This window comes from Pseudomonas sp. LB-090624, assembly GCF_003205205.1.
GTDB lineage: Bacteria > Pseudomonadota > Gammaproteobacteria > Pseudomonadales > Pseudomonadaceae > Aquipseudomonas.
Genome location: NZ_QJRL01000001.1, coordinates 72,296 through 93,233 on the forward strand (window position 1 = coordinate 72,296; position 20,938 = coordinate 93,233).

General features: G+C 62.3%; 17 protein-coding genes. 2 read left to right on the forward strand and 15 right to left on the reverse strand.

Translation table 11 applies throughout. The features are described 5' to 3' along the window. The first annotated feature begins 20 nt into the window (after window positions 1–20). The gene (locus tag DMX11_RS00365) at window positions 21–815 is read left to right on the forward strand and encodes an SDR family NAD(P)-dependent oxidoreductase (RefSeq protein ID WP_110742556.1); all 795 of its coding nucleotides are present in this window, start codon (window positions 21–23) and stop codon (window positions 813–815) included. A gap of 63 nt (window positions 816–878) precedes the next feature. Here the strand turns inward: DMX11_RS00365 and DMX11_RS00370 are convergent, their stop codons facing one another. Next, window positions 879–1,691 carry an SDR family oxidoreductase gene (locus tag DMX11_RS00370; RefSeq protein ID WP_110742557.1) on the reverse strand — a complete coding sequence of 271 codons (813 nt, stop codon included), beginning with the start codon at window positions 1,689–1,691 and terminating at the stop codon, window positions 879–881. Window positions 1,692–1,761: 70 nt separating this feature from the next. Further along, on the reverse strand, window positions 1,762–2,226 hold the full coding sequence (locus DMX11_RS00375; RefSeq protein WP_110742558.1) for a multidrug transporter: 465 nt from the start codon (window positions 2,224–2,226) through the stop codon (window positions 1,762–1,764). 169 nt (window positions 2,227–2,395) lie between these two features. Between DMX11_RS00375 and DMX11_RS00380 the strand changes: the two genes are divergently transcribed. After that, a complete protein-coding gene (locus tag DMX11_RS00380) occupies window positions 2,396–2,848 on the forward strand; it encodes a hypothetical protein (RefSeq protein ID WP_110742559.1) in 453 nt (150 codons plus the stop codon). 39 nt (window positions 2,849–2,887) lie between these two features. Here DMX11_RS00380 and DMX11_RS00385 read toward each other — a convergent pair whose 3' ends face one another. The 13 genes from DMX11_RS00385 to yaaA all read right to left on the reverse strand — a co-directional run bounded on the left by DMX11_RS00385 (window position 2,888) and on the right by yaaA (window position 20,878). Next, on the reverse strand, window positions 2,888–4,342 hold the full coding sequence (locus tag DMX11_RS00385) for a mannose-1-phosphate guanylyltransferase/mannose-6-phosphate isomerase (RefSeq protein ID WP_110742560.1): 1,455 nt from the start codon (window positions 4,340–4,342) through the stop codon (window positions 2,888–2,890). 35 nt (window positions 4,343–4,377) lie between these two features. Then, complete coding sequence (locus tag DMX11_RS00390) at window positions 4,378–5,025, reverse strand: alginate O-acetyltransferase AlgF (protein WP_110742561.1); 648 nt, start codon at window positions 5,023–5,025, stop codon at window positions 4,378–4,380. 20 nt (window positions 5,026–5,045) lie between these two features. Then, window positions 5,046–6,203 carry an alginate O-acetyltransferase gene (locus tag DMX11_RS00395; RefSeq protein ID WP_110742562.1) on the reverse strand — a complete coding sequence of 386 codons (1,158 nt, stop codon included), beginning with the start codon at window positions 6,201–6,203 and terminating at the stop codon, window positions 5,046–5,048. A 10-nt stretch (window positions 6,204–6,213) separates the two neighbouring features. Next, window positions 6,214–7,671: an MBOAT family protein gene (locus DMX11_RS00400; RefSeq protein WP_110742563.1), complete on the reverse strand. Its 1,458-nt coding sequence runs from the start codon at window positions 7,669–7,671 to the stop codon at window positions 6,214–6,216. Between the two features lie 196 nt (window positions 7,672–7,867). After that, entirely contained in the window at window positions 7,868–8,971 is a 1,104-nt protein-coding gene (locus DMX11_RS00405; RefSeq protein ID WP_110742564.1) for a mannuronate-specific alginate lyase, read from the reverse strand. An 8-nt stretch (window positions 8,972–8,979) separates the two neighbouring features. After that, window positions 8,980–10,422 carry an alginate O-acetyltransferase gene (locus DMX11_RS00410; protein ID WP_110742565.1) on the reverse strand — a complete coding sequence of 481 codons (1,443 nt, stop codon included), beginning with the start codon at window positions 10,420–10,422 and terminating at the stop codon, window positions 8,980–8,982. Between the two features lie 13 nt (window positions 10,423–10,435). Next, window positions 10,436–11,995: a mannuronan 5-epimerase AlgG gene (gene algG / locus DMX11_RS00415; RefSeq protein WP_110742566.1), complete on the reverse strand. Its 1,560-nt coding sequence runs from the start codon at window positions 11,993–11,995 to the stop codon at window positions 10,436–10,438. A gap of 16 nt (window positions 11,996–12,011) precedes the next feature. Next, complete coding sequence (locus DMX11_RS00420) at window positions 12,012–13,490, reverse strand: alginate export family protein (protein ID WP_110742567.1); 1,479 nt, start codon at window positions 13,488–13,490, stop codon at window positions 12,012–12,014. Next, window positions 13,487–14,914, reverse strand: a complete 1,428-nt coding sequence (algK, locus tag DMX11_RS00425; protein WP_110742568.1) for an alginate biosynthesis TPR repeat lipoprotein AlgK — start codon at window positions 14,912–14,914, stop codon at window positions 13,487–13,489. Before algK ends, DMX11_RS00420 begins: the two co-directional genes overlap by 4 nt. A 12-nt stretch (window positions 14,915–14,926) precedes the next feature. After that, window positions 14,927–16,093: a PilZ domain-containing protein gene (locus tag DMX11_RS00430; protein ID WP_110742569.1), complete on the reverse strand. Its 1,167-nt coding sequence runs from the start codon at window positions 16,091–16,093 to the stop codon at window positions 14,927–14,929. Window positions 16,094–16,130: 37 nt separating this feature from the next. Then, window positions 16,131–17,612 (reverse strand): glycosyltransferase family 2 protein, encoded by a 1,482-nt coding sequence (locus DMX11_RS00435; protein ID WP_110742570.1) that lies wholly within the window; start codon window positions 17,610–17,612, stop codon window positions 16,131–16,133. Window positions 17,613–17,686: 74 nt separating this feature from the next. Beyond that, on the reverse strand, window positions 17,687–19,003 hold the full coding sequence (locus DMX11_RS00440) for a nucleotide sugar dehydrogenase (protein ID WP_110742571.1): 1,317 nt from the start codon (window positions 19,001–19,003) through the stop codon (window positions 17,687–17,689). A gap of 1,095 nt (window positions 19,004–20,098) precedes the next feature. After that, on the reverse strand, window positions 20,099–20,878 hold the full coding sequence (yaaA, locus tag DMX11_RS00445) for a peroxide stress protein YaaA (RefSeq protein WP_110742572.1): 780 nt from the start codon (window positions 20,876–20,878) through the stop codon (window positions 20,099–20,101). Window positions 20,879–20,938: the final 60 nt, after the last annotated feature.

Below are 20,938 nucleotides of genomic sequence, written 5' to 3' on the forward strand. Positions count from 1 at the left end.
TGTTTACCTAGGAGGCCCATATGCACATTTCCCTGAACGGCAAACGCGCGATCGTCAGCGGTTCCACCGCCGGCATAGGCTTGGCCATCGCCATCGGCCTGGCTGAAGCCGGCGCCGAAGTGGTTCTCAACGGGCGCACCCAATCGCGCGTCGACCAAGCCCTCACCGCCGTGCGCGAACGCCTGCCGCAAGCTCGCATCATTGGTATCGCTGCCGATCTCGGTAGCAAGGACGGCGCGCAAAAGCTGTTCGACCAGGTGCCGCATACCGACATCCTGATCAACAACCTCGGCATCTTCGAGCCCAAGCCGTTCTTCGAGATCGAGGATGAAGACTGGCAGCGCTTCTTCGACGTCAACGTGCTCAGCGCCGTGCGCCTGTCGCGGCACTATGCTCAAGGCATGGCCGAGCGCAAATGGGGGCGGGTGGTGTTCCTGTCCAGCGAGTCGGCGCTGCAGATCCCGACAGAGATGATTCACTACGGCATGACCAAGACCGCACTGCTGGCGGTGTCCCGCGGCCTGGCCGAAACCCTGGCCGGTACCGGGGTGACGGTGAACTCGGTGTTGCCAGGGCCTACACGCTCGGAAGGTGTAGGAGACTTTTTTGCCAAGCTGGCCGAAGAGCAGGGCGTGTCGACTGAGGCGCTGGAGGCCAACTTCCTCGCCGAGCACCGGCCGAGCTCGCTGATCAAGCGGCTGGCGACGGTGGAAGAAGTGGCCAACATGGTGGTGTACCTGGCATCAATGCAGGCCAGTGCCACCACCGGAGCTGCCTTGCGGGTGGATGGCGGGGTGCTGCGCTCCATCGCCTGAGTCTGTACTGCCTGTACTCGCCCTCTCGCTGGCAAGCCGAGGCCGGTACAGGCAGCCTAAAACTCAGAGCGGGCGCAGCAGGCCAAAGCGCTTGCGCAGTGCCCAGTCCAGCAACCGCCGCGGCAGCAAGCGGGCCATCAACGGCAATGCCGTACTGCCATTGCCCAACCGCACCAGCGCCGGTACCGGCGACTTGCCCACCGCTGCCAACACCCCTTGGGCAAACACCGCCGCCGAAGTCGGCCTGTCCTGGGACGCCCTGGCCCTTGCCTGCACATGTTCTCGCAACGGCCACCACGCTGAATCCGCTGCCAGTACCTGCTCGGCCTGGCGCTGCGCATTGCTGGCGAACTGCGAGGCAATCGCCCCAGGCTGGACTTCCATCACCTGCACACCGAACGGCGCCAGCTCCAGGCGCAAGGCATCGCTCAGGGCATGCACCGCCGCTTTCGAGGCGCAGTAGGCGCCAGCGAACGGGGTGACCAATACGCCGGAAACGCTGCCGATGTTCACCACCAGGCCGCGTGAGCGGCGCAGCAGTGGGAACAGTGCCCGGGTAACGCCTACCACGGCGAACACGTTGGTTTCGAACTGCTGGCGCAGGGCGTCGACGCCACCATCGAGCAATGGGCCCATGGCACCGTAGCCGGCGTTGTTGATCAGGATATCGAGGGTTTCCAGCTCCTCTGCCAGGCGGGCCAGCGCCTCACCGTCGTTGACATCCAGCTGCCGGGCGGTGTAGCCGGCAGCACTCAGTTGCTCGACATCCTCAGGCTTGCGGGCGGTGGCCCAGACTCGGTGGCCGGCATCGCGGAAGGCGTCGGCCAGGGCGCGGCCGATGCCGCTGGAGCAACCGGTGATCAGGACGTTGGGCATGCTAGTGGCCTGTTGTCATGGAGGATTGTTTGTTTCCTGTGTCGGCCTCTACGTGGGCATAGGCAACACATCAATTGGCAAATGTACCTTGCAGATGCTCAGCCCGAAACTCCAGGGTCTGAGGCCGGTAGCCGGAACGCAATGGCGGCAATGGCAGGCAGTCTTTCCATTCGGCCCCTGGCTGCAATTCACCCGGCCCACGGTATCGCGGTGCATTGTAGGTGTTCTCGGCCAGATTCACGGTATCGCCCGGTGCATATGCCGCCACGCGCCAGCGCAGGTCGGTAAGCGGCACGTCGTTGCCGTTCTTCATGCGTACCTGCAGAGCGCGGTCGGCAGGGCAGTGTTCCGGGGCGTAGGCCAGGCGCAGGTCCAGGCGTGCCAGTCGGCTGCTTTCGCGGCTGTCTTGCCAAACTACGAACAAGGCCACCAGGCCCAGGCCACACACGGCCGCCAGGGAGATCGGAAGAGCCTTGGCTGGATGACGCAACAACAACACCAGCCAGGTGAGGATCAGCAGGGCACCGATCAGCATCGCGTAATCGCCTCATTCGCGCGGATGGAAGGCTAAAGCCTATCGAGAACCCAGCGGTCATGTCACCGGTGAGTCCCTAGGCCAGAAGCCAGACCTCGTATTCCTGCGAGTAGTGGAAAGGGTACATCCATTTTAGATTCCGCCATGCCTATTCAAAAGGAGCATGGTCATGAATGACATATCGGTTGAGCAAAAGCATGTGCAGGACATGAAAAGAACGCCCGCCAAGGGCACAGTTACAGCCGTCATCAGCCTTGCGGGCCAAACGGAGGATTTCGTTTCGCAGGGCGTGGATTTCGGGAGCACTGAACAATACGCGTGGTTGTATGCGTACAAGGGGCAGGCCGATGATGCGGACGTCTACATTGACTTCGACCTGGAATTGCAGGAGGGGGTGAGGGATGTCGTTATCAGCGGTGAGGGCAACCGGGCGGTTGTTCACAAGCGCGGCACAACCTATGGCGGCTATGCGAAATCTGGGCGTATCCGGAAACTCGAATTGACCGCCACCAGCATAAAGGCTGAAGCCTTCGAATTTGAAGGAGAGGACGATTTGCAGCGCCCTTTCAGGGTGGTGGGTGGCCCATTCGAAATCTACGTCATAGGCCCGAGCGTTGAATGAGCAGGCTCGCCCCTGGTCGGCCCAGGGGCGAGTCAGCACTTACTGCGCGATGGTCTTCACCGAAACGCCGCGCTCGATGGGTGTGGACGTACGCCCATACACGTCCTCGAAGCGCTCGATGTCATCCTCGCCCAGGTAGCTGCCGGACTGTACTTCGATGATTTCCAGCGGGATCTTGCCCGGGTTGCGCAAACGGTGCACCGAGGCAATCGGGATGTAGGTCGACTGGTTCTCGGTCAACAGGAACACGTTTTCGTCACAGGTCACCTCGGCCGTGCCGGACACCACGATCCAGTGCTCGGCGCGGTGGTGGTGCATCTGCAGCGACAGGCTGGCACCCGGCTTGACGGTGATGTGCTTGACCTGGAAACGGCCGCCCATGTCCACCGAGTCGTACGAGCCCCACGGGCGATAGACTTCCAGGTGGTTCTGGGTTTCGGTGCGGCCCTGCTCGTCGAGGGTCTTGACCATCTGCTTGACGCCCTGGACCTTGTCCTTGTGGGCAATCATCATCGCGTCCTTGGTCTCGACTACCACGATGTTTTCCAGGCCAATCACCGACACCAGCTTGCCGTTGCCGTGGATCATGCAGTTGTGGCTGTCCTGCACCACCACGTCGCCCTTGGTAACGTTGCCGTTGTCGTCTTTCTCGTGCACTTCCCACAGCGACGACCAGCAGCCGACATCGCTCCAGCCGGCCGACATCGGCACCACACAGGCACGCTGGGTCTTTTCCATTACCGCGTAGTCGATGGAGTTGTCCGGGCAGCAGGCGAAGGTGGCTTCGTCGATGCTCAGCACATCGCCGTCTTCTTCACTGCGCTCCAGGGCCAGCACGCAGGTGTCATAGATGTCGCCATCGTGCTTTTTCAGCTCCTCGAGGAAACGGCTGGCGCGGAACAGGAACATGCCGCTGTTCCAGAAATAACCACCGGCCTGGACGAACTCGGCGGCGCGTTTTTCGTCGGGCTTTTCGACGAACTGCGCAACCCGCGCCACGCCTTCGGGCAGCAGCGCATCCTGGCTGGAACGGATGTAGCCGTAGCCGGTTTCCGGTTTGGTTGCCGGCACACCGAACAACACCATCTCGCCACGCTCGGCGGCCACGGTGGCCAGGGCCAGGGCACGTTGCAGCGCCTTCTGGTCATCGATCACGTGGTCGGCAGGCAGCACCAGCATCAGATCGTCGCGGCCTTCGTTGACCAGCTTCATCGCTGCCATGGCCACGGCCGGCGCGGTGTTACGGCCGAACGGCTCCATCAGGATGCCCTGGGTTTCCAGCTTCAGCGCGGCCAGCTGCTCCTGGACGATGAACTTGTGGTCCTTGTTGCAGACCACGATCGGCGTGTCCATGCCCTCGAACACCAGGCGCTCGATGGTTTGCTGGAACAGGGTGTGTTCGCCGGTCAGGGCGAGGAACTGCTTGGGGAACTGCTTGCGCGACAGAGGCCACAGACGCGAACCGCTACCACCAGAAAGAATTACCGGGATCATCATGTTTCTCCAATAGTCGTTTAGAGGCAGGGGAATCAGTTGCTAGCCACGGGGCGAGTTACCCACACCGGCGACAAGGCGTTGCCGGAACCCGTTACGTACAGCACTGCGGCTTCGCCGCGCTCCAGGGCGACGGGTTTCACGTCACCCACTTTCTTGTCTCCTTGGTACAGCGCCAGGCTGACTTTGACCGGGTTGATTTCGCGCTCACCACGGCCGTTGGCGGCCACCGGCTTGACCACTTCGGTCTTGCCGTCGGCGGTTTTCAGGGTCAGCTGCTGGTCGCTCAGGTTCTGCACGCGCACCAGGGCTTTCTGCTTGTTCTTGAATGGCGGTTCTTCGATCAGCTGCGGGTTGCCGCTGCTGCTGTTGACCAGGGTGTAGTACTTGTCCGAGGCCAGCTTGACCGGCACGCTCTTGCCACCGACCTGGGCGGTGTAGTCACCGCCCGGCAGGAAGCTGAAGTCGCTGCTGGCCTGGGCGCCCACCTGTTTGATCTGGGTGTTGCCGACCGAGGCCGCAGCCGGGGCGCTGGCCGCGTTGTACAGGCGCACGAACGTCGAACCCTTCGGCGCGCTTGGGCCATACAGTGCGGCGTCGGCGCCGGCGAAGGCCTGCATCGAAGCAAGGGAAAGGCCGGCCGCGAGGGTGAGGGCTTTGGCAATGGAAGTCTTGGTAGTCATGTGCATTTCCTCTCTATCAATCAGTGGTCTGTCCGGGTGGACGACAGGGCCAGGTTTTCTTCGGATTTACGGGAGTTTTTCAGCTGCGCGATCCACTGCGGATCGAAGCTGCTGAGGTCGTTTTTCATTGGCAGATAACGTTCGGGGAATTCCCACACCACGACTTGTGGCGCGGCGTTCTTGAAGGCGTCGCTTTGCAGGTACTTGAGCATTGGCAGCAGCGGACCGTGGCCGTCTTCGGCGTAGTTGGCGATGTCGCTGTGCAGCGCCTGCTGCAGTGCGCCCAGGAAGTTCCAGTGCGGGTTGGCGCTGTAGCTGGTACCTACCAGGGCGACCGGGATCTGGGTGTCGGCGAACAGGGCATCGTCGCTTTCGCCTTCGCTCTCGGCTGGCCGCGTTGTGCGTTGCTGCAGGTTGTCGGGGCTCGGCAGCAGGTTGCTGAACAGCGGGTCCAGGGGCAGGAAGTTGGTCAGGTCGCCTTTGTAAGGGGCGGTGTTGCCGGCCTCGGTGATGAAGGTTTGCGGGGCGCCATTGAGCAGGTTCTGGCGGCTGACCGCTTCGGCCAGTGCCTGCGCCGCCACTTCGGCGCCCATCGGTGTCCAGTGGGTGTCGGTGCGCAGGAACACCTGGCCGCGGGCCTTCGCTTGCTCCAGCGGGGCCATCAGGTCAGGGGCGAAGACGTTGGCCTGGCGTGCCTGGGCATGGAACTGGTTGTACAGATCTTCATGCAGGCTGGCAGGCTGTTCCTTGCCGACGTACTCGGCATAGACCCGTGCCTTGGCCGGTACGATCGCCAGCACCAGCTGGCTGCCGTGTTGCTGCAAGGTGTCGCGTACGCCACGGATCAACGCCAGGTTTTCCTGCATCAACTGCTCGGCACCGGCGGTGGGCTTGAACTCTTCGTCGCTGAACAGCCACTGGTCACGGCCCAGCACCACGCCGGGACGGCCTTCGTTGAACAGCTTGAAGTCCATCGCCGCCCACAGGTTGGTGCCCAGGCGCTTGATCGGGAACTCAGCGTCGTAGTGGGTCTCGGCAGCCTTGGCCAGCTTGCCGTTGAGCAAGGTCATCTGCTCGGTGCGCTGGAAGCTCTGCAGGCCACCGGTGGACCAGGCGCCCATGCCAACCAGCAGGCCGAGGAACGACAGCGAATAGGTAATGCGTAATGTCCGGGTCATGTCATCAACCTCAGAACTGGAAGTAAAGGAACGGCGAGTAGCTCTGCGCCGAAAGCTTGAGGATCGAGGCCACGAACAGCAGCAGCACCAGCGCGCGGGTCATTACCCGGGTCCAGTCCAGGCCGAGCGAGCCGTCGCTGTTGATTTGCACCGGGGTGGCCTTGGGGGTCGGCTTGGCGTTGCGGTAGAAATCGCGCAGCCCAAAGAACGCCAGGGTGAGGTAGGCGATCACCAGGGTGGCGACCTGCAGACCGGTCAGCTGGGCGCGGTTGAGTTCTGACAGCTGCCAGTCGCCGAAGCTGAACATGGCGCCATACATGCGTGCGGCGACGTGCAGGTTCTCGGCGCGGAAGATCACCCAACCGACCACCACCAGCAGGAAGGTGAAGGCCCACTTCACCGGGTTGAAGCGCTGTGGGTTGGTGTCGATGCCCAGCGCACGCTCGATGGCCAGCCACATGCCGTGCCAGGCGCCCCAGATGATGTAGGTGAAGTTGGCGCCGTGCCACAGGCCGCCCAGCAGCATGGTCAGGAACAGGTTGCGGTAGGTGTTGAAGGTGCCTTTGCGGTTACCGCCCAGGGTGATGTACAGGTAGTCGCGCAGCCAGGTCGACAGGCTGATGTGCCAGCGCCGCCAGAACTCGGTGATCGACTGGCTGATGTACGGCTGCTTGAAGTTTTCCATGAAACGGAAGCCCATCATCAAGCCCAGACCGATGGCCATGTCGCTGTAACCGCTGAAGTCGAAGTACAGCTGCGCGCTGTAGGCCAGTGCGCCGAGCCAGGCGTCGCCGGTAGTCGGGTTTTGCAGGGCGAAACAATGGTCGGCTACGACCGCCAGGGTGTCGGCGATGAACACTTTCTTGATGAAGCCCTGCATGAAGCGGGTGCAGCCTTCGGAGAACTTGTCCAGGGTGTGGGTACGGTTGTTGAACTGGTCGACCAGGTCCTTGAAGCGCAGCACGGGGCCGGCGATCAGGTGCGGGAAGATCGCCACGAACGCCGCGAAGTCGATCAGGTTGCGGGTGGCCGGGGTGTCGCCGCGGTACACGTCGATGATGTAGCTGATCGACTCGAAGATGTAGAACGAGATACCGATCGGTAGCAGCACGTGGGTCAGGATGAACGGCTCCAGGCCAAACGAACTGATGATCGCGTTGAGGCTGTCGACGCCGAAGTTGGCGTACTTGAAGTAGCCGAGGATTGCCAGGTCGACACCTACGCCGAGCAGCAGCCAACGCTGCGCCGGCTTGGTGCGCACGCCGGCGGCACCGACTTTCAGGCCGATCCAGTAGTTCCACAGGGTGACCCCGGCGAACAGGGCCAGGAAGTCCACCCGCCACCAGGCATAGAAGATGTAGCTGGCGATCAGCAGCAGCAGGTTGCGATAACGTTGCCCGCTCAAGTAGTACAGGCCGAGGAATATCGGCAAGAACAGGAACAGGAACACGTTGGACGAGAAGACCATCCCGGTTCTCCTAATTTGTTCACAGCATCCAGGGCAAAGCGCCCCCCAAACCCCCCAGCAAATAACTGGAAGGCAATTAGGTCCCTGTGGGAGCGGGCTTGCCCGCGAAGGCGTCAGTGCAGACAACGCCATCACCCTCACGGGCCTATTCGCGGGGCAAGCCCGCTCCCACAGCGATCACACCCACATCGGGGTATTACTTTTTGCTCTCTGCACTCGGGTCGTAGACCCGGGTCACATCGCCCCCCAGCCGGAAGCTGTTGAACGGTTGCATGTCGTGCTTGCGCTCGAGCGTGTCGCCGACGCACTGGTACAGCGCGCACCAAGGCTCGAGCCAGGCATATTTGCTGTCGACCTTGAGGTCTTTCATGTCCTGCTTTTCACCCGCACGTTCAGCGAAGTGACGTGGGTCGCGGGCGCCGTACAGCACGCCTTCGCCCAGCCGCTGCAGGGCGAAGTTGTTCTCGCTGCGCAGGTCCACCTGGTTGGCCTGGGCGAAGCTGGCGATCATCGCCAGTGGTGGCAGGGCGTAGTTGTGATAGGCCAGGGCGCGTTGCTTGCGCTTGACCTCGTTGGGCAGGAAGCCCTGCTCATCGACCTGGTTGGCGCCAACCTTGAACTCCTTCACTGCCCAGTCGAACAGGTCACGGCGGTCCGTCGCCACCGCTGTCGCCATCACCGACCATGCTGCCCAGTAGCTGTGGTTGTTGATCTTCTCCAGCGGCAGGTCGCTCCAGTCGCGCACGGTCTGCTCGGCCAGGCGGGCCAGCCACTTCTCGATCAGCTCGGCTTCTGCCTGGTGCGCCGCCAGCGGCTGGGCGTTGGAAAATTTCAGGCGCAGCCAGGAACCGCTCATGCTGCCCAGTGCCCATTTGCGCATCGACTTGCCGGTGTGGTTGTAGTCGGTGGACAGCAGCGCATTGGCGCGTGCCCAGCTACCCAGCCAGGTCAAGGTGCAGTCGAGCTGAGCCGGGCGACCGTCACGCATGTACTGGCCGACCATCTTGCTCACGCCTTTTTCAAGGGTGGTGATGTCTTCGGTAGACTTGCGAAAGGCCTTTTCCGAGGCAACGTTCAGGGTCGCCCGTGCCTTGTCCGAGCCTTCGTACTTGCTGCGGAACTGCAGCGCGCCGGTGTACGGTTTGGGCGCCGCTTCGCAGCGGAAATTGCCATCGCCCGTCTTGAGCTTTTCGATGCCCTCGTAGTACCCCTGCGGTGGCACCAGCGCAGCCTGTGCAGCGCCGCCAAACAGCGCCAGGGCAAGCAGGGCAGGGCTGAAAATTCGCTTGAATGCAGTCATTGGTCGCCTCACTGGCCGGCCTGCGCGGTTTGCGCTGGCACGGCAAAGTTGTTGCGTTTGCAGAGCTTGGCCTCGACCTTCTGGGTACCGTTCTCCGGGCCCTGCACCTCGAATGCCAGCAGGCTCTGGCTGGCCCAGTCCTCGTCTTCGCGCATCTGGAAGACAAAGCGCCCATCGGTGTCGGAGGTTTCCGGTTTTTCCAGCTTGATGTCCTCATGGCGGCCGTTGAGGTACCAGAGGGTGGCCTGCAGCACCTTCACCGACGGGTCTTCGAACTTGACGTCCATCTGCAGGTTGCGGTTGACCAGGTCTTTGATCACGCCGCCCTTGCCGTTGACCATCAGCTCGTTCTTGCCGGGCTTGAGGGTGGTGCTGGCGCTCATAAGGGCCGGGCGGTCGTCACAGCCGTCGTCGAGCAGGCCAAGGATTTGCCGCCAGATGGTTTCCTGGTCCAGGCGGTACAGTGGGGAGAATTCCCAGATCAGAATCTTCGGCGGGTTCTTCTGGAATTCCTCGCTGCCCAGGTACTGGATCATCGACCCCTCCAGGCCACCGCCAGGGAAGGCGACGTTGAGCACGTCGGCGCCGATGTATTGCTCGAGGAAGCCCGAGAAGTTGTAGTTCTTGCCGCTGTGGCTGGTGCCGACCAGGGTGATCTGCGCGTTGCCGCCATCGCCGAACAGGTCGTCGCCGCCACCGCTGGAGCCCTTCGGCTCGGTGGCGAACTGGTCCATGTACTGCACGGCGTAGCTGGTGCCACACAGTTGGCCGGCAACGTTGTGCAGGGTGCCGGTCTTGCCCATGCGCCCGGACTTCTTCGTCTCGAACTCCTTGCGCGGGATACCTTCGAAGGCCGGCATCTTGTGCACGGTGTCGGCCACGATCTTCGCCGCGCGTTCGGCACCGTAAGGCGTCCAGTGCTGGTCGCCACGGAAGTAGAAGTCCTTGCCCTGGTCGGCGGCGGCCAGTTGCTCGTTGGTCAGCGGTGACAGGTCAGGCACGTTGTAGCCCATGCTGGCGAAGCGCTTGAGCATGGCCTGGTAGTTGCCCAGTGCCTTCTGGTAGTCGAACGCGGCTTTTTCGGCCGGGTTGAGCATATTGCGGTTCACCAGGCCGCGGGTCGGCTGGTACACCACCACCAGTTCCACGCCGCGTTTCTTGAACGCGTCATGCACTTGCTGCAGGCGCTTGTAGCCGGCCGGGGTGGTATTGAACTCGGTACGCAGGTCCTCGCGGGTACGGAACAGCCAGTCGCCCTGGGCCTGGACCAGCGTGGTGAAGTTCTGCTGGTAGCGGGTGGTGTAGCGGCTGGCATCGTGCGCTTCCGGGCACAGCTGGCAGCACGGCTCAGCGCTGAAGGTCGGGGCCTTGACGTCTTCGGCGCGTACGCCCTGGCTGATCGCCAGAAGGGCGGCGGACAGGCCCAGCAGTTTCATCAGGTGTGGAGTCATGGTCTGGGCTTCCTTAATCGATCATTTCGGTCTGGCGTTCGACCGGGTCGATCAGCACAGCCTTCTGCTGGCGTACCAGCAGGTCGAGGATTTCGTCCTGGCGTTCGCCGAGGATGCCGTTGAGGCTGATGCCACTGGCCTTGCGCGGGGCGAGCATGGACACCTTGTACAGCTCGACCGACAGTGGCGAGTCGATCGACAGCGGGCCAGAGCCGTTGGCTGCGAGCTCGCCACCCACCAGGATCAGCGACACCTTGGTGTCGAACGGGTCGAGGGCGATGTCGCGGTCGGTGTCGGACAGGTCCTTGATGTGGCCGTATACGCCGACCAGGCCGTTGGCCATGGCAACGTTTTCGTACAGGCGGATGTTCACGCTGTTGCGCACGCGAATGCCGTGGCGGCGGTTGTTGATCAGCTTGTTGCCCCAGAGCAGGTTGTCGCCGCTTTCGTACAGGGTGATGCCGTCAGTGTGGTTGCGGTAGATCTCGTTGTAGGCCACCAGGTTGTTGACGCTGTTACGGTCGATCACCACGCCGGAGAGCTTGTTGTCGTAGCTCTTGTTGTTGATGATCCAGCTGTCGTTGACCTCACGCGAGACGATGATGCCGTGCTTCTTCTTGGTGCCGTAGACGGTATTGCCGGCAATGATCAGGCGGTGTGAGCGGTCGTGGGGGTCGATGCCGTAGACGATGTTGTCGCGGTAGGTGCTGTCCTTGACCACGAAGTCCTGGGTTTCGTAGCAGTAGAAGCCGTACCACATGTCACTGAATTCCGAGCCGATGATCCAGCCGGTGGGTTCAGGACGGCCCATGCGCTTGGCCATGTTCGGCGTGTACTGGGAAATGCTCACACCGTACGATTTGGACTTGGCGTAGCCGAAACTGGCCATTTTCGTATTGACGATGTAGGTCTCGGTACCGCCCCACGACAGCAGGAACGGGCGAAACTCCTTTGGCGAGCGGAAGGTCGCCGGGCCGTTGTCCTTTTCCCGCCAGCCGGTCACCTGGGTGTCAGTGACGAACAGCTTGCCGTCGTTGACCAGGAACGATCCGCCTTCCTGCGACAGGCGCAGTTGCTTGACCTTGCCGTCGATCTCGAGGATGCCCTTCTGCCCGACCACGATCGGCAGGCGCGCCAGGTACACGCCCGGTTCGACCTCCCTGAGGTACTGCGCAGGGACCTTCTTGCTCAGTTCGACCAGGTCGACATGGCCGTCATCGATGAAGATCGCCTGCGGGATGCCATGCTGACGCTGGACCCACTCGGCAGCCTTGTTGTCGCCACCGACGAATTCCTTGAGGGTGTCCTCCTGGAACATGCGGCGCAGGCTGACCTTGCCCTTGTGGCTGCGGTCGATCTTCTTCTGCACGGCCTGGGCTGTGTAGCCGCTCAGGTCGGGCAGCTTGGGCGGGTCCATCTGCAGCGGCTCGATCGGTGCGCTGGCCACGGTGTAGGTCTTGGCCTGCTGCAATTCCTTGGCGATCACCTTGGGTTCTGCTGCGACGGCCAGGCCCGAAGCCAGCAACAGGGCGCTGGCCAACAGGCTGTGACGTATGTGCGGGTGAAGGTTCATCAGGTTTCTCCCGGCCTTAAAAGCGCCAGATCACGTCGACGAAGGCGCGGTGCATGTACGAGTCCGTTTCCTTGCCGTAGGCATCGCCCGGTTTGAACACGCCGGCACGCAGGCGCACCAGGGCGGACGGCTCGTCGATCGCCTGGCTCATCGAAGCCGGCAGCAGGCCCTGCTTGAAGTACTTGGTGACGACCACGTCCATTTCCTGGCCAAGGTCCTTCTCGCCGTCGACCAGCTGACGATTCACGCCGTTGTCGTCGACCGCGGCGTTGATGCCGCTGGAGCCGATGTTCTGGTTACCGTCGACACGCCAGAACTTGTGGTAGATCAGGCTGGCGTCGTAGTCGTCGCGCAGCTGCCACGAAGCGAACAGGGTGGCTGCCTGCAGGTTGCCCAGTTCGCCGCGGAACGCTTCGCCGAAGCGGTGCACGCGCGAGCGGGTGCCGGTGAAGTTGGAGCGGTTGCTCTCCAGGCCGGTCTGCTCGAAGTTGTTCGAACCGTCATCCCCGCCGCCGCCGCTACCGCGGGCGTACGCAGCGCCGACCTGCCATTGTGGGTCAAGGCGCAGGCGGATACCGAGGTCGGTTGCCCAGGCGTTGACGTCACCGCTCTGCTTGCCGGTGGCGACCTGGTCGTCACCCACCTGCTGGGTGCTCAGCTTGTCCCGGTCACCGGTCAGCCAGGTAACGCTGCCCCAGTAATTCACGGTGTGGTCGTTGCGCCAGTTGTAGGCGTCGCTGTTGGCCTCCAGGCCCAGCCAGGTGAGGTCGCCAGTGCGGGTCTTGTCCAGCGCGTCGACGGTTTCGCCGGGGTTCTTCAGGCTGCCGCTGTCATGTGTGTGGTGAGCGCGCAGGCCAACCCAGTGGCCTGGGGTCCACTGCGTGGCGATGTTGCCGTAGACGTGCGTGCGATCCTTGTCTTCCGGTGCCAGTTCGGTGAGGTCGGTGCGGTATTCGCTGAAACGCTGGGCTACGCCAAGGTCGGCCTTGAGCAGGGTGGTGTCGAAGGTCCAGTTCAGCGCTTCGATGTTGGTGTCGCGCCACATGCCATCGTCGCTGCGCAGGCGCTGGCGGCCGAAGCGCAGTTGTTCGCCAGGGTAGGCGGTCAGGCCGCTGTAGCCGACCCAGAATTCGCGCATGGCCAGGTAGCTTTTGTCTGGTTTGCGGCTGTCGTCGCCGGTGTCGGTGGTGGTGCCGTCGTCGTTCTGGCGCAGGGTGTCGGTTTCGATGGTGTCGGTAGCCGCTACCGCCTGGCCCATCGCATAGGCGCTCCAGTTGCCGCGCTCGCCATACACCCAGGGGCGCAGGTCCAGGCCCAGGCCGTTGACGTCGCCGCCAGAGCGGGTGCCGAGGTCACGGTCGTCTTCCGACTGGCCGGTGATTTTCACGTCCAGGCCAAAGTTTTTTTCAGTGGTCATTTCCGCCAGGGTCGGGCAGGACCACAGCAGGGCGAAGCTCAGGCCGATGCCGGCTTTCACGAAGGGATTGAGCGTCATAGCGAGTCCTCACCGTCTACTTCTTTTTCGTCGTCTTGCAGGGCTTCGATGGCCAGGGTGCTGCTGGCGCCCTGGCTCATGTTGCCGCGCGCCTGTTTCTCTTGCGCCAGCAGTTGCTGGGCCTGGCTGCGCTGGTCAGGGGTCAGTTGCTGGTCGAGCTGCTGGAGCATTTCTGTCGATTGCGGCGTCGGGTTGGCCTGGGACAACTGCGCGAACACCCAGGCATTGCCCGGTTGCGGGCGAATGCCGTGGCCTTCGCTGAACAGCTGGGCCAAGGCATAGTCGGCGCTGTTCTGCCCGCCACGGGCGGCGGCTAGCAGGTGGTCGACGGCCTTCTGTGGCTCGACGTTGCCGAGGTAGCCACGGCGGTACAGCTGGCCCAGGTAGTAATGGGCGCTGATTTCACCGGCAGCGGCGGCAGCCTGCAGGTGTTGCTCGGCTTTCTTGGCGTCAGCCGGCAGGGTCTTGCCTTCGTAGTACAGGCGGCCCAACAGCAATTCGGCACGTGGCTGTTCGGCTTCGCGGCCCTTGTCGATGTAGGCCAGCAGCTGGTCGGTGTCGCCCAGCTCCGGGAAGTCGTAGACCAGTTGCGCCAGGCTGACCCAGGACGCCGGGTTGGCAGGCGCCACTTGCTCCAGCAGCGCCTTGGCGGTTTTTTCGTCGGTCTGGCCAAGGCTACGGTCGGCCAGCACACGGGCCACGCTGTCAACCCGGGTGGCCGGCACTGCGCCACGGGCGTAGGCGGCCTTGAGCTGGGCGAGCAGGGCGGCCTGCTGGTCGGCCTGGCCCCGTTTCTGGTACACGGTGGCCAGTTCGACGTAGCAGATGTCGGTGCTGTTCAGCGCCGCCTTGCAGATTTTTTCCACTTCGCCCAGGTGCTGGTCGTAGGTGCCCTGAGTGCGGTACAGCAGTACCTGGGCCAGGCCCGCTTCCGGGTTGCCGGCGGCACGCCACTGGTCGATCTGCTGCTGGGCGTTGACCTTGGGGAAGCTCTGCGGGTAGCTGAGGTAGAGCATCGCCAGTGGGATCAGGGTGTTGCTTTCGCCTTGACTGGCCGCTTGCTTGAGCAGGGTCTCTGCTTCTTCGCGCTCGGCCTGGGTGCTGTCGGGCTTGGCCACCAGCAGGCGGCCGAGGCGGGCCTGGGCCCGCGGCGAGGTGGCGGCCGCGGCGCGATAGGTGGCCTCGGCTTCCTTGATCTGCGACGGGTCACGGGTGGCCACCTTGATGTCGGCCAGGCCCACTTGCGCCTCGCTGTAGCCCAGGTCGGCCAGGGCCTTGTAGTTGCGCTCGGCCAATGCCGTGTCACCGCGCTTCATGGCCTCGTTGGCCAAGCGCTGGTCGGGCAGGCCGGCACAGCCGGCCAGCGTGATGGCGGCAGCCAGGGCACACAGGCCCAGGCTTGCGCTCTTCTTGTAGGGAATCATGCGGTGATCCTCTTACAGGCCACGGGCCACGGCTTTGTCGATCAGCCAGTTCAGCGATGGACCACGGTCGCTGTTGACCGACGCTGGGCGGCCGGCCAGTTCGGCAGGCAGGCTGCTGTCAGGCTTGATCTGCACGCGAATGTCGGAAGCCAAGTCTTCGCTGTTGAGGCTGGCACTGCTGATGATCTGGCCGGTGCGCACTTCGTCTTCGCCGGCGACCTGGAAGTTGACCCGGGTGCCTGGCTTGACCTCGTCGAACTGGCGGTAGCTGAAGCGTGCCTCGACCATCGGGTTGGTGGTGCGCGGGATCAGCTGGAAGATCGGTTGGCCCTTGGCGGCGTATTGGCCGTCATCCACCAACTGGCGGGCGACTACGCAATCGCAGGGGCTGGTGAGGGTGCCGGAGAGCTGCTTGCCGAACAGTTCCTCGATCTTCGCCGGCTCCAGTTGCGTGTCGTCGAGGTTGCCCTTGAGCATGTCCAGCATGCTGGTGGTGAAGCTGGCCAGTGGCGCGCCCTTGGCGATCTGCCCGCCGCTTTCCACCAGGCTGTTGACGGTGCCGTCGCGGGGCATGGTGACGTTGGTGGTGGGTACCGCGACCACGCCGGCTTCGGCGTGGCTGACGAAGTACATGCCGTAGAGGGACTTGGCGACGAAGCCAAAGGCCGCGATGCCGACCACGAACACGCCGAGGGTGACGGTGACTGCTTTGAGCCTGCCGAAGGCGCTCAGGCCACTGCCGCCGTCCTTCTGCTTGCGAGCCTTGGTGAAATTGTCGCGCTGCAGGGTGCTGAGTACGTCACCAATGCTGATCAGCTCACCGGACAGGTGGCTGGTGATGATGTGCCGCAGTGTGGCGATGTCGCGTGGCTCAAGGTTCTGGAACTGCGCACCGGTACGGCCGCTGCTCGGGTTGTAGGAGCGCACCTGGAACTCGATGTCGATCGACAGGCCCAGGTTGTCGACCACGAACTGCAAGCGCCCGCGCAACACATCACCCACATTCAATGGCTGCTTGGTGTGAAAACTCAGGCCACCGGCGGAAAGGTCATCGACCTTCACTTCGTGGGTCTGGCGCTGGGCGTCAAGGAAACGCAGCTTGGCGGGAATGCGTACCCGGGCGTGTTGGCGCTGGGCTTCGGACTCATGCACGACATTGACGTTCACGGCGGTATTCATGGTGGTTTGTTCCTGTTAGATCCGATCCGGGTTGGGCTCACACGACCATGAACAGCACAGCAACGAAGATGCTGGCAGCCGAGAAGGTCATGGTCCGCGAGGACCAGGTGTTGAACCATTGTTGAAAGCTGGCGAGGTCACGCTTGAGGGCAGTGGGCTGACGCGTCCACGACTGCTTGTCGAGGCGGAAGAACACGTAGATCTTCATCAGCGCGCCGATGATCTGGTTGTAATAGAGAATCAGCGGGTAGGCCGGGCCTACGTTGTGGCCAGAGCACAGCAGCATCACGGTGAGGATCAGGCGGGTAATACCGATCCACAGCAGGTACACCAGCAGGAAGGCCAGGCCGAACTTGAGGCTGGCGATTACCGCCACGGTCAGGCCCAGCAGGCTGGTCCACATCGACACACGTTGGTCGAACAGCACGATGCTGGTGAACAGACCCAGGCGGCGAATGCCCAGCCCGAGGGCACGCGAGTTCTGCCGCAGGTTGTTGCCATACCAGCGGTACATCAGCTTGCGGCTGGCCTTGAGGAAGCTCTTCTCCGGCGGGTGCTCGACCGTGTTGATGGCGGCGTCCGGCACATAGAAGGTGTCGTAGCCCAGGCGCATCAGGCTAAACCAGCTGGACTTGTCGTCACCGGTAAGGAACTTGAAGCGGCCCAGGCGCCAGTGCATCAGCGAGTCGCTTTCGACGTCGGCAATGAACTCGGGGTTGGTCACCACGCTGGCGCGGAACATCGACATGCGCCCGGTCATGGTAAGCACGCGCTTGGACAGGGCCATCGAGCACATGTTGATGTGGCGCTGGGCGAAGCGCAGCTTGTGCCACTCGCTCATGATGTAGCCGCCGCGCACTTCGCAGAACTCATTGGTGGTCAGGCCGCCGACATTGGGGAACAGCTTGAACCACGGTACGGTCTTGCGCACCACGCCATCGGCCAGCACGGTGTCACCGTCGATCACCGCCACCACGGCGTTTTCGTCCGGCAGCATGCGCGAGATGGCACGGAAGCCGTAGGCCAGGCCATCACGCTTGCCGGTGCCGGCAATACGCACGATGTCCAGCTTTACGTGGGCCGGCGGGTTGTACTTGGCCCACAGGCTCTTCACCAGCAGTTCATCGGACATTTCCACCAGCGAGCAGACCACGGTGGTGGGGAAGCCGCAGTTGATCGCCTCGCGTATCACCGAGCTGTACACCTGGGCGGTGGTCAGCGCTTCGATACGGAAGCTGGTGACCATCAGGTAGACATGCGACGGGTCGGCGGCATTGCCCATTTTCTGCACCTTGCGGCGCAGGTACGGGTACACGCCGTAGAGGAAGATCATGCCGCGGATGAAATGGGTGGCGCCCATGGAATAGCGCCAGATGCCGACTGCGCCGACCAGGAAGATGAAGTGCTTCGACTGCGAGTCGAAGATATCGGCTGGCAGGGCCAGGGCGATCAGCATGAGCAGGCTCATGTAGAGCAGCCACCCGGCGCACTGCAACAGCACTGTCTGGAGCCTTTGCATGTTCAGCATCCGTCGAGAATTCGGGGGAAGGTGGGCAGCGCAAGCGCTGCGGCTTGCGCTGCCCGGCCAGGCACTTACCAGCAGATGCCTTCGGTGCGGCTGGTGGTGCAGGTCGGGTTGCTCATGAAGCCGACCAGGTCGATCACCTGTTTGCCGGCCGGGGCTTGCTGGGCCAGGGCACGGAACTGCTCGTCACGGTTGCCGAGGACGATGATGTCGGCGTTGTCGATGACTTTCTGGAAGTCGGCGTTGAGCAGGGACGACACGTGCGGGATCTTCGACTCGATGTAGTCCTTGTTGGCGCCGTGAACACGGGCGTACTGGACATTCTCGTCGTAGATATCCAGCTGATAGCCCTTGCCGATCAGGCGCTCGGCCAGTTCCACCAGCGGGCTTTCGCGCAGGTCGTCGGTGCCGGCCTTGAAGCTCAGGCCAAGCAGGGCGACCTTGCGCTTGTCGTGGGCTTCGATCAGCTCGAAGGCGTTCTGCACCTGCGATTCGTTGCTGCGCATCAGCGAGTCGAGCAGCGGTGCCCGCACGTCGAGGCTGGCGGCACGGTAGGTGAGGGCGCGCACGTCTTTGGGCAGGCACGAGCCGCCGAAGGCGAAGCCAGGGCGCATGTAGTACTGCGATAGGTTGAGCACCTTGTCCTGGCAGACCACGTCCATCACCTCACGACCATCCACGCCGACGGCCTTGGCAATGTTGCCGATCTCGTTGGCGAAGGTGACCTTGGTGGCGTGCCACACGTTGCAGGTGTACTTGATCATCTCGGCCACTTCGATCGGCTTGCGGATGACCGGGGCGTCGAGTTCTTCGTACAGGGCCTGGAGAATGTCGCCGCTGGCGCTGTCCAGTTCGCCGATGACAGTCATCGGTGGCTGGTCGTAGTCTTTGATCGCGGTACTTTCACGCAGGAATTCCGGGTTGACCGCAACGCCGAAGTCGACGCCGGCCTTTTTGCCCGAGCAGTCCTCGAGGATCGGGATGACCACGTTCTTCACGGTGCCTGGCAACACGGTGCTGCGCACCACGATGGTGTGACGGCGGGTGGTGTCACGCAGTACGTAGCCGATTTCGCGGCATACCGACTCGATGTATTCCAGGCCCAGGTCGCCGTTCTTCTTGCTTGGGGTGCCCACGCAGATCATCGACACGTCGCTGGCACGGATGGCTTCGGCGAAGTCGGTGGTACCGCGCAGTCGGCCGTTGGCGATGCCCTGTTGCAGCAGTGCTTCCAGGCCAGGTTCGACGATGGGCGACTTGCCCTGGTTGATCAGGTCGATCTTGGTGCTGGACACGTCCACACCGATCACTTCATGGCCACGCGCCGTCAGGCAGCCTGCACAGACTGCACCCACATAACCCAAACCAAAGATGCTGATACGCATCGCTATCACCTCATGTGTTTATCACGCCGACGCCTCCGCAGAGAGCCGGGCTGGGTTGATTAACAACAGTTTTCGGGCGCACGGTTCCATGGCGAACGCACACTTCGCCGAGCGCAGGCAAAATAAATCCGGAGCGCAAAAAGTTATGCACTCAAAGTTGGCAGTAAAAGGCCATCAATTAAAAAACGTGCCCTGTAATGCAGCCGTCTTTATTGCAATGCGCTACTTGGCGCAATGCTGTGCTTGTTCTTTCAAGTGGAAAAATCCTTTGAAATCAACCACTAGGACGAATTCTGTAGGGCGCATCTCTCCTGCATGAACAGGCTTGCCAACGGTTTCGGGCCTACCTGTCTAATTTATCAAGGCCGGTAGTGGATACCTGCCATTGTCATCTGTAAGTCATCTCTCACAGCCCGCAGGCAGGAAAATCGTTACGGCACTATGAGCGATTCGTTCTAGCAGAAGTTCCTGAGTGGGTTTCGCTCGGATGAAAGATTTCTAAATATTTATTCAGTTGTCCGCAGTTTCAATTTGATAGCACGCGGGGGTTTTCCCCCCGTGTATCAAGGGTGAGACTGTTACGAGATATTTTTATGCCAGCATCCAAAAAAAATTTTCAAAATTCGTCAAAAAAGGTATGAACGGTCTTATGGCGTTTGGCGATTAGGGGAGGCGTGGCGGATTATTGGCGTCGGATTTATGGCGCGATGGCGATTTGCGGGATGCCCTTTTGCAGGGCAGGGGGATCAGGGCTGATAGGCGTTGGCCGTAAGATATGCAGGGCCTGTGAGATCGAGCGCCGCCCGCGCGGCGCATCGCGAGCTGCGCTCGCTCCTACGTTTGTTTCGGGCCAGTAACGCCTGTGACAGGCGCGCGCGACCGCCTTGTTTGTACGACGCGATATCGCGCCATGCGCCAAGGCGTACGCGCGCGAATCTCACAGGAAAAATTGGCCCGAAACAAACGTAGGAGCGAGCGCAGCTCGCGATGCGCCGCGCGGGCGGCGCTCGATCTCACAGGCGCTGAAGATCCCCTGGCGAGCACCTGGCAACCCTGATTGGTACAGCATCAGCTCACGACGAATGCCCTACACGCTTACTCGGAGGGATGATCGCGCAGGAACACCAGATGGTCAGCCTTGGACTGCTCGGCACTGTAGTAGTAACCCTGCGCGTCGAACTGCTTGAGCTGTTGCGGATCGCTGATGCGCTGCTGGATGACGAATCGGCTCATCATCCCGCGGGCTTTCTTGGCGTAGAAACTGATGATTTTGTACTGGCCGTTCTTCAAGTCCTTGAAGTCGACGTTGATGACCCGGGCGTTCAGCGCGCTGCGTTTCACCGCGCTGAAGTACTCGTTGCTGGCGAGGTTCAGCAGCACGTCGTCGCCCTGTTCGGCCAAGGCGTGGTTCAACCATTCGCTGATGCGCGTGCCCCAGAAGGCATACAGGTCCTTGCCGCGGGCATTGGCCAGCTTGGTGCCCATTTCCAGGCGGTAGGGTTGCATCAGGTCGAGCGGACGCAGCAGGCCGTACAGGCCAGAGAGCATGCGCAGGTGGTCTTGCGCGTAGCTGAAATCGTCCTCGCCCAGGCTCTCGGCATCGAGGCCGGTGTACACGTCACCCTTGAACGCCAGCAGCGCCTGCTTGGCATTGGCCGGGGTGAAGTCCGGGGTCCAGCTGCCAAAGCGCGCGGCGTTCAGGCCGGCGAGCTTGTCGGACAGGTGCATCAGCTCGCTGATCTGCGCCGGCGACAGTTCGCGCAGTTGCTGGATCAGCAACTGGGAGTCGTCCAGGTACTGGGGGAGGGTGAAACGCTCGGTCACCGGCGGGGTGTCGTAGTCGAGGGTCTTGGCGGGGGAAATCACCGTCAGCATCGGGTCGGCTCCTGGCATCGTTGGCCAGGAATTCTACGGGCTGTGCGGTGCAACTCCAAA

Coding starts and splice junctions, on each gene's coding strand:
- DMX11_RS00400 (WP_110742563.1), bottom strand. CDS start 7,671: ATGGTCTTCTCGTCCAACGTGTTCCTGTTCCTGTTCTTGCCGATATTC.
- DMX11_RS00370 (WP_110742557.1), bottom strand. CDS start 1,691: ATGCCCAACGTCCTGATCACCGGTTGCTCCAGCGGCATCGGCCGCGCC.
- DMX11_RS00365 (WP_110742556.1), top strand. CDS start 21: ATGCACATTTCCCTGAACGGCAAACGCGCGATCGTCAGCGGTTCCACC.
- DMX11_RS00440 (WP_110742571.1), bottom strand. CDS start 19,003: ATGCGTATCAGCATCTTTGGTTTGGGTTATGTGGGTGCAGTCTGTGCA.
- DMX11_RS00395 (WP_110742562.1), bottom strand. CDS start 6,203: ATGACCCGGACATTACGCATTACCTATTCGCTGTCGTTCCTCGGCCTG.
- algK (WP_110742568.1), bottom strand. CDS start 14,914: ATGATTCCCTACAAGAAGAGCGCAAGCCTGGGCCTGTGTGCCCTGGCT.
- DMX11_RS00420 (WP_110742567.1), bottom strand. CDS start 13,490: ATGACGCTCAATCCCTTCGTGAAAGCCGGCATCGGCCTGAGCTTCGCC.
- DMX11_RS00380 (WP_110742559.1), top strand. CDS start 2,396: ATGAATGACATATCGGTTGAGCAAAAGCATGTGCAGGACATGAAAAGA.
- DMX11_RS00390 (WP_110742561.1), bottom strand. CDS start 5,025: ATGACTACCAAGACTTCCATTGCCAAAGCCCTCACCCTCGCGGCCGGC.
- yaaA (WP_110742572.1), bottom strand. CDS start 20,878: ATGCTGACGGTGATTTCCCCCGCCAAGACCCTCGACTACGACACCCCG.
- DMX11_RS00430 (WP_110742569.1), bottom strand. CDS start 16,093: ATGAATACCGCCGTGAACGTCAATGTCGTGCATGAGTCCGAAGCCCAG.
- DMX11_RS00385 (WP_110742560.1), bottom strand. CDS start 4,342: ATGATCCCGGTAATTCTTTCTGGTGGTAGCGGTTCGCGTCTGTGGCCT.
- algG (WP_110742566.1), bottom strand. CDS start 11,995: ATGAACCTTCACCCGCACATACGTCACAGCCTGTTGGCCAGCGCCCTG.
- DMX11_RS00405 (WP_110742564.1), bottom strand. CDS start 8,971: ATGACTGCATTCAAGCGAATTTTCAGCCCTGCCCTGCTTGCCCTGGCG.
- DMX11_RS00410 (WP_110742565.1), bottom strand. CDS start 10,422: ATGACTCCACACCTGATGAAACTGCTGGGCCTGTCCGCCGCCCTTCTG.
- DMX11_RS00375 (WP_110742558.1), bottom strand. CDS start 2,226: ATGCTGATCGGTGCCCTGCTGATCCTCACCTGGCTGGTGTTGTTGTTG.
- DMX11_RS00435 (WP_110742570.1), bottom strand. CDS start 17,612: ATGCAAAGGCTCCAGACAGTGCTGTTGCAGTGCGCCGGGTGGCTGCTC.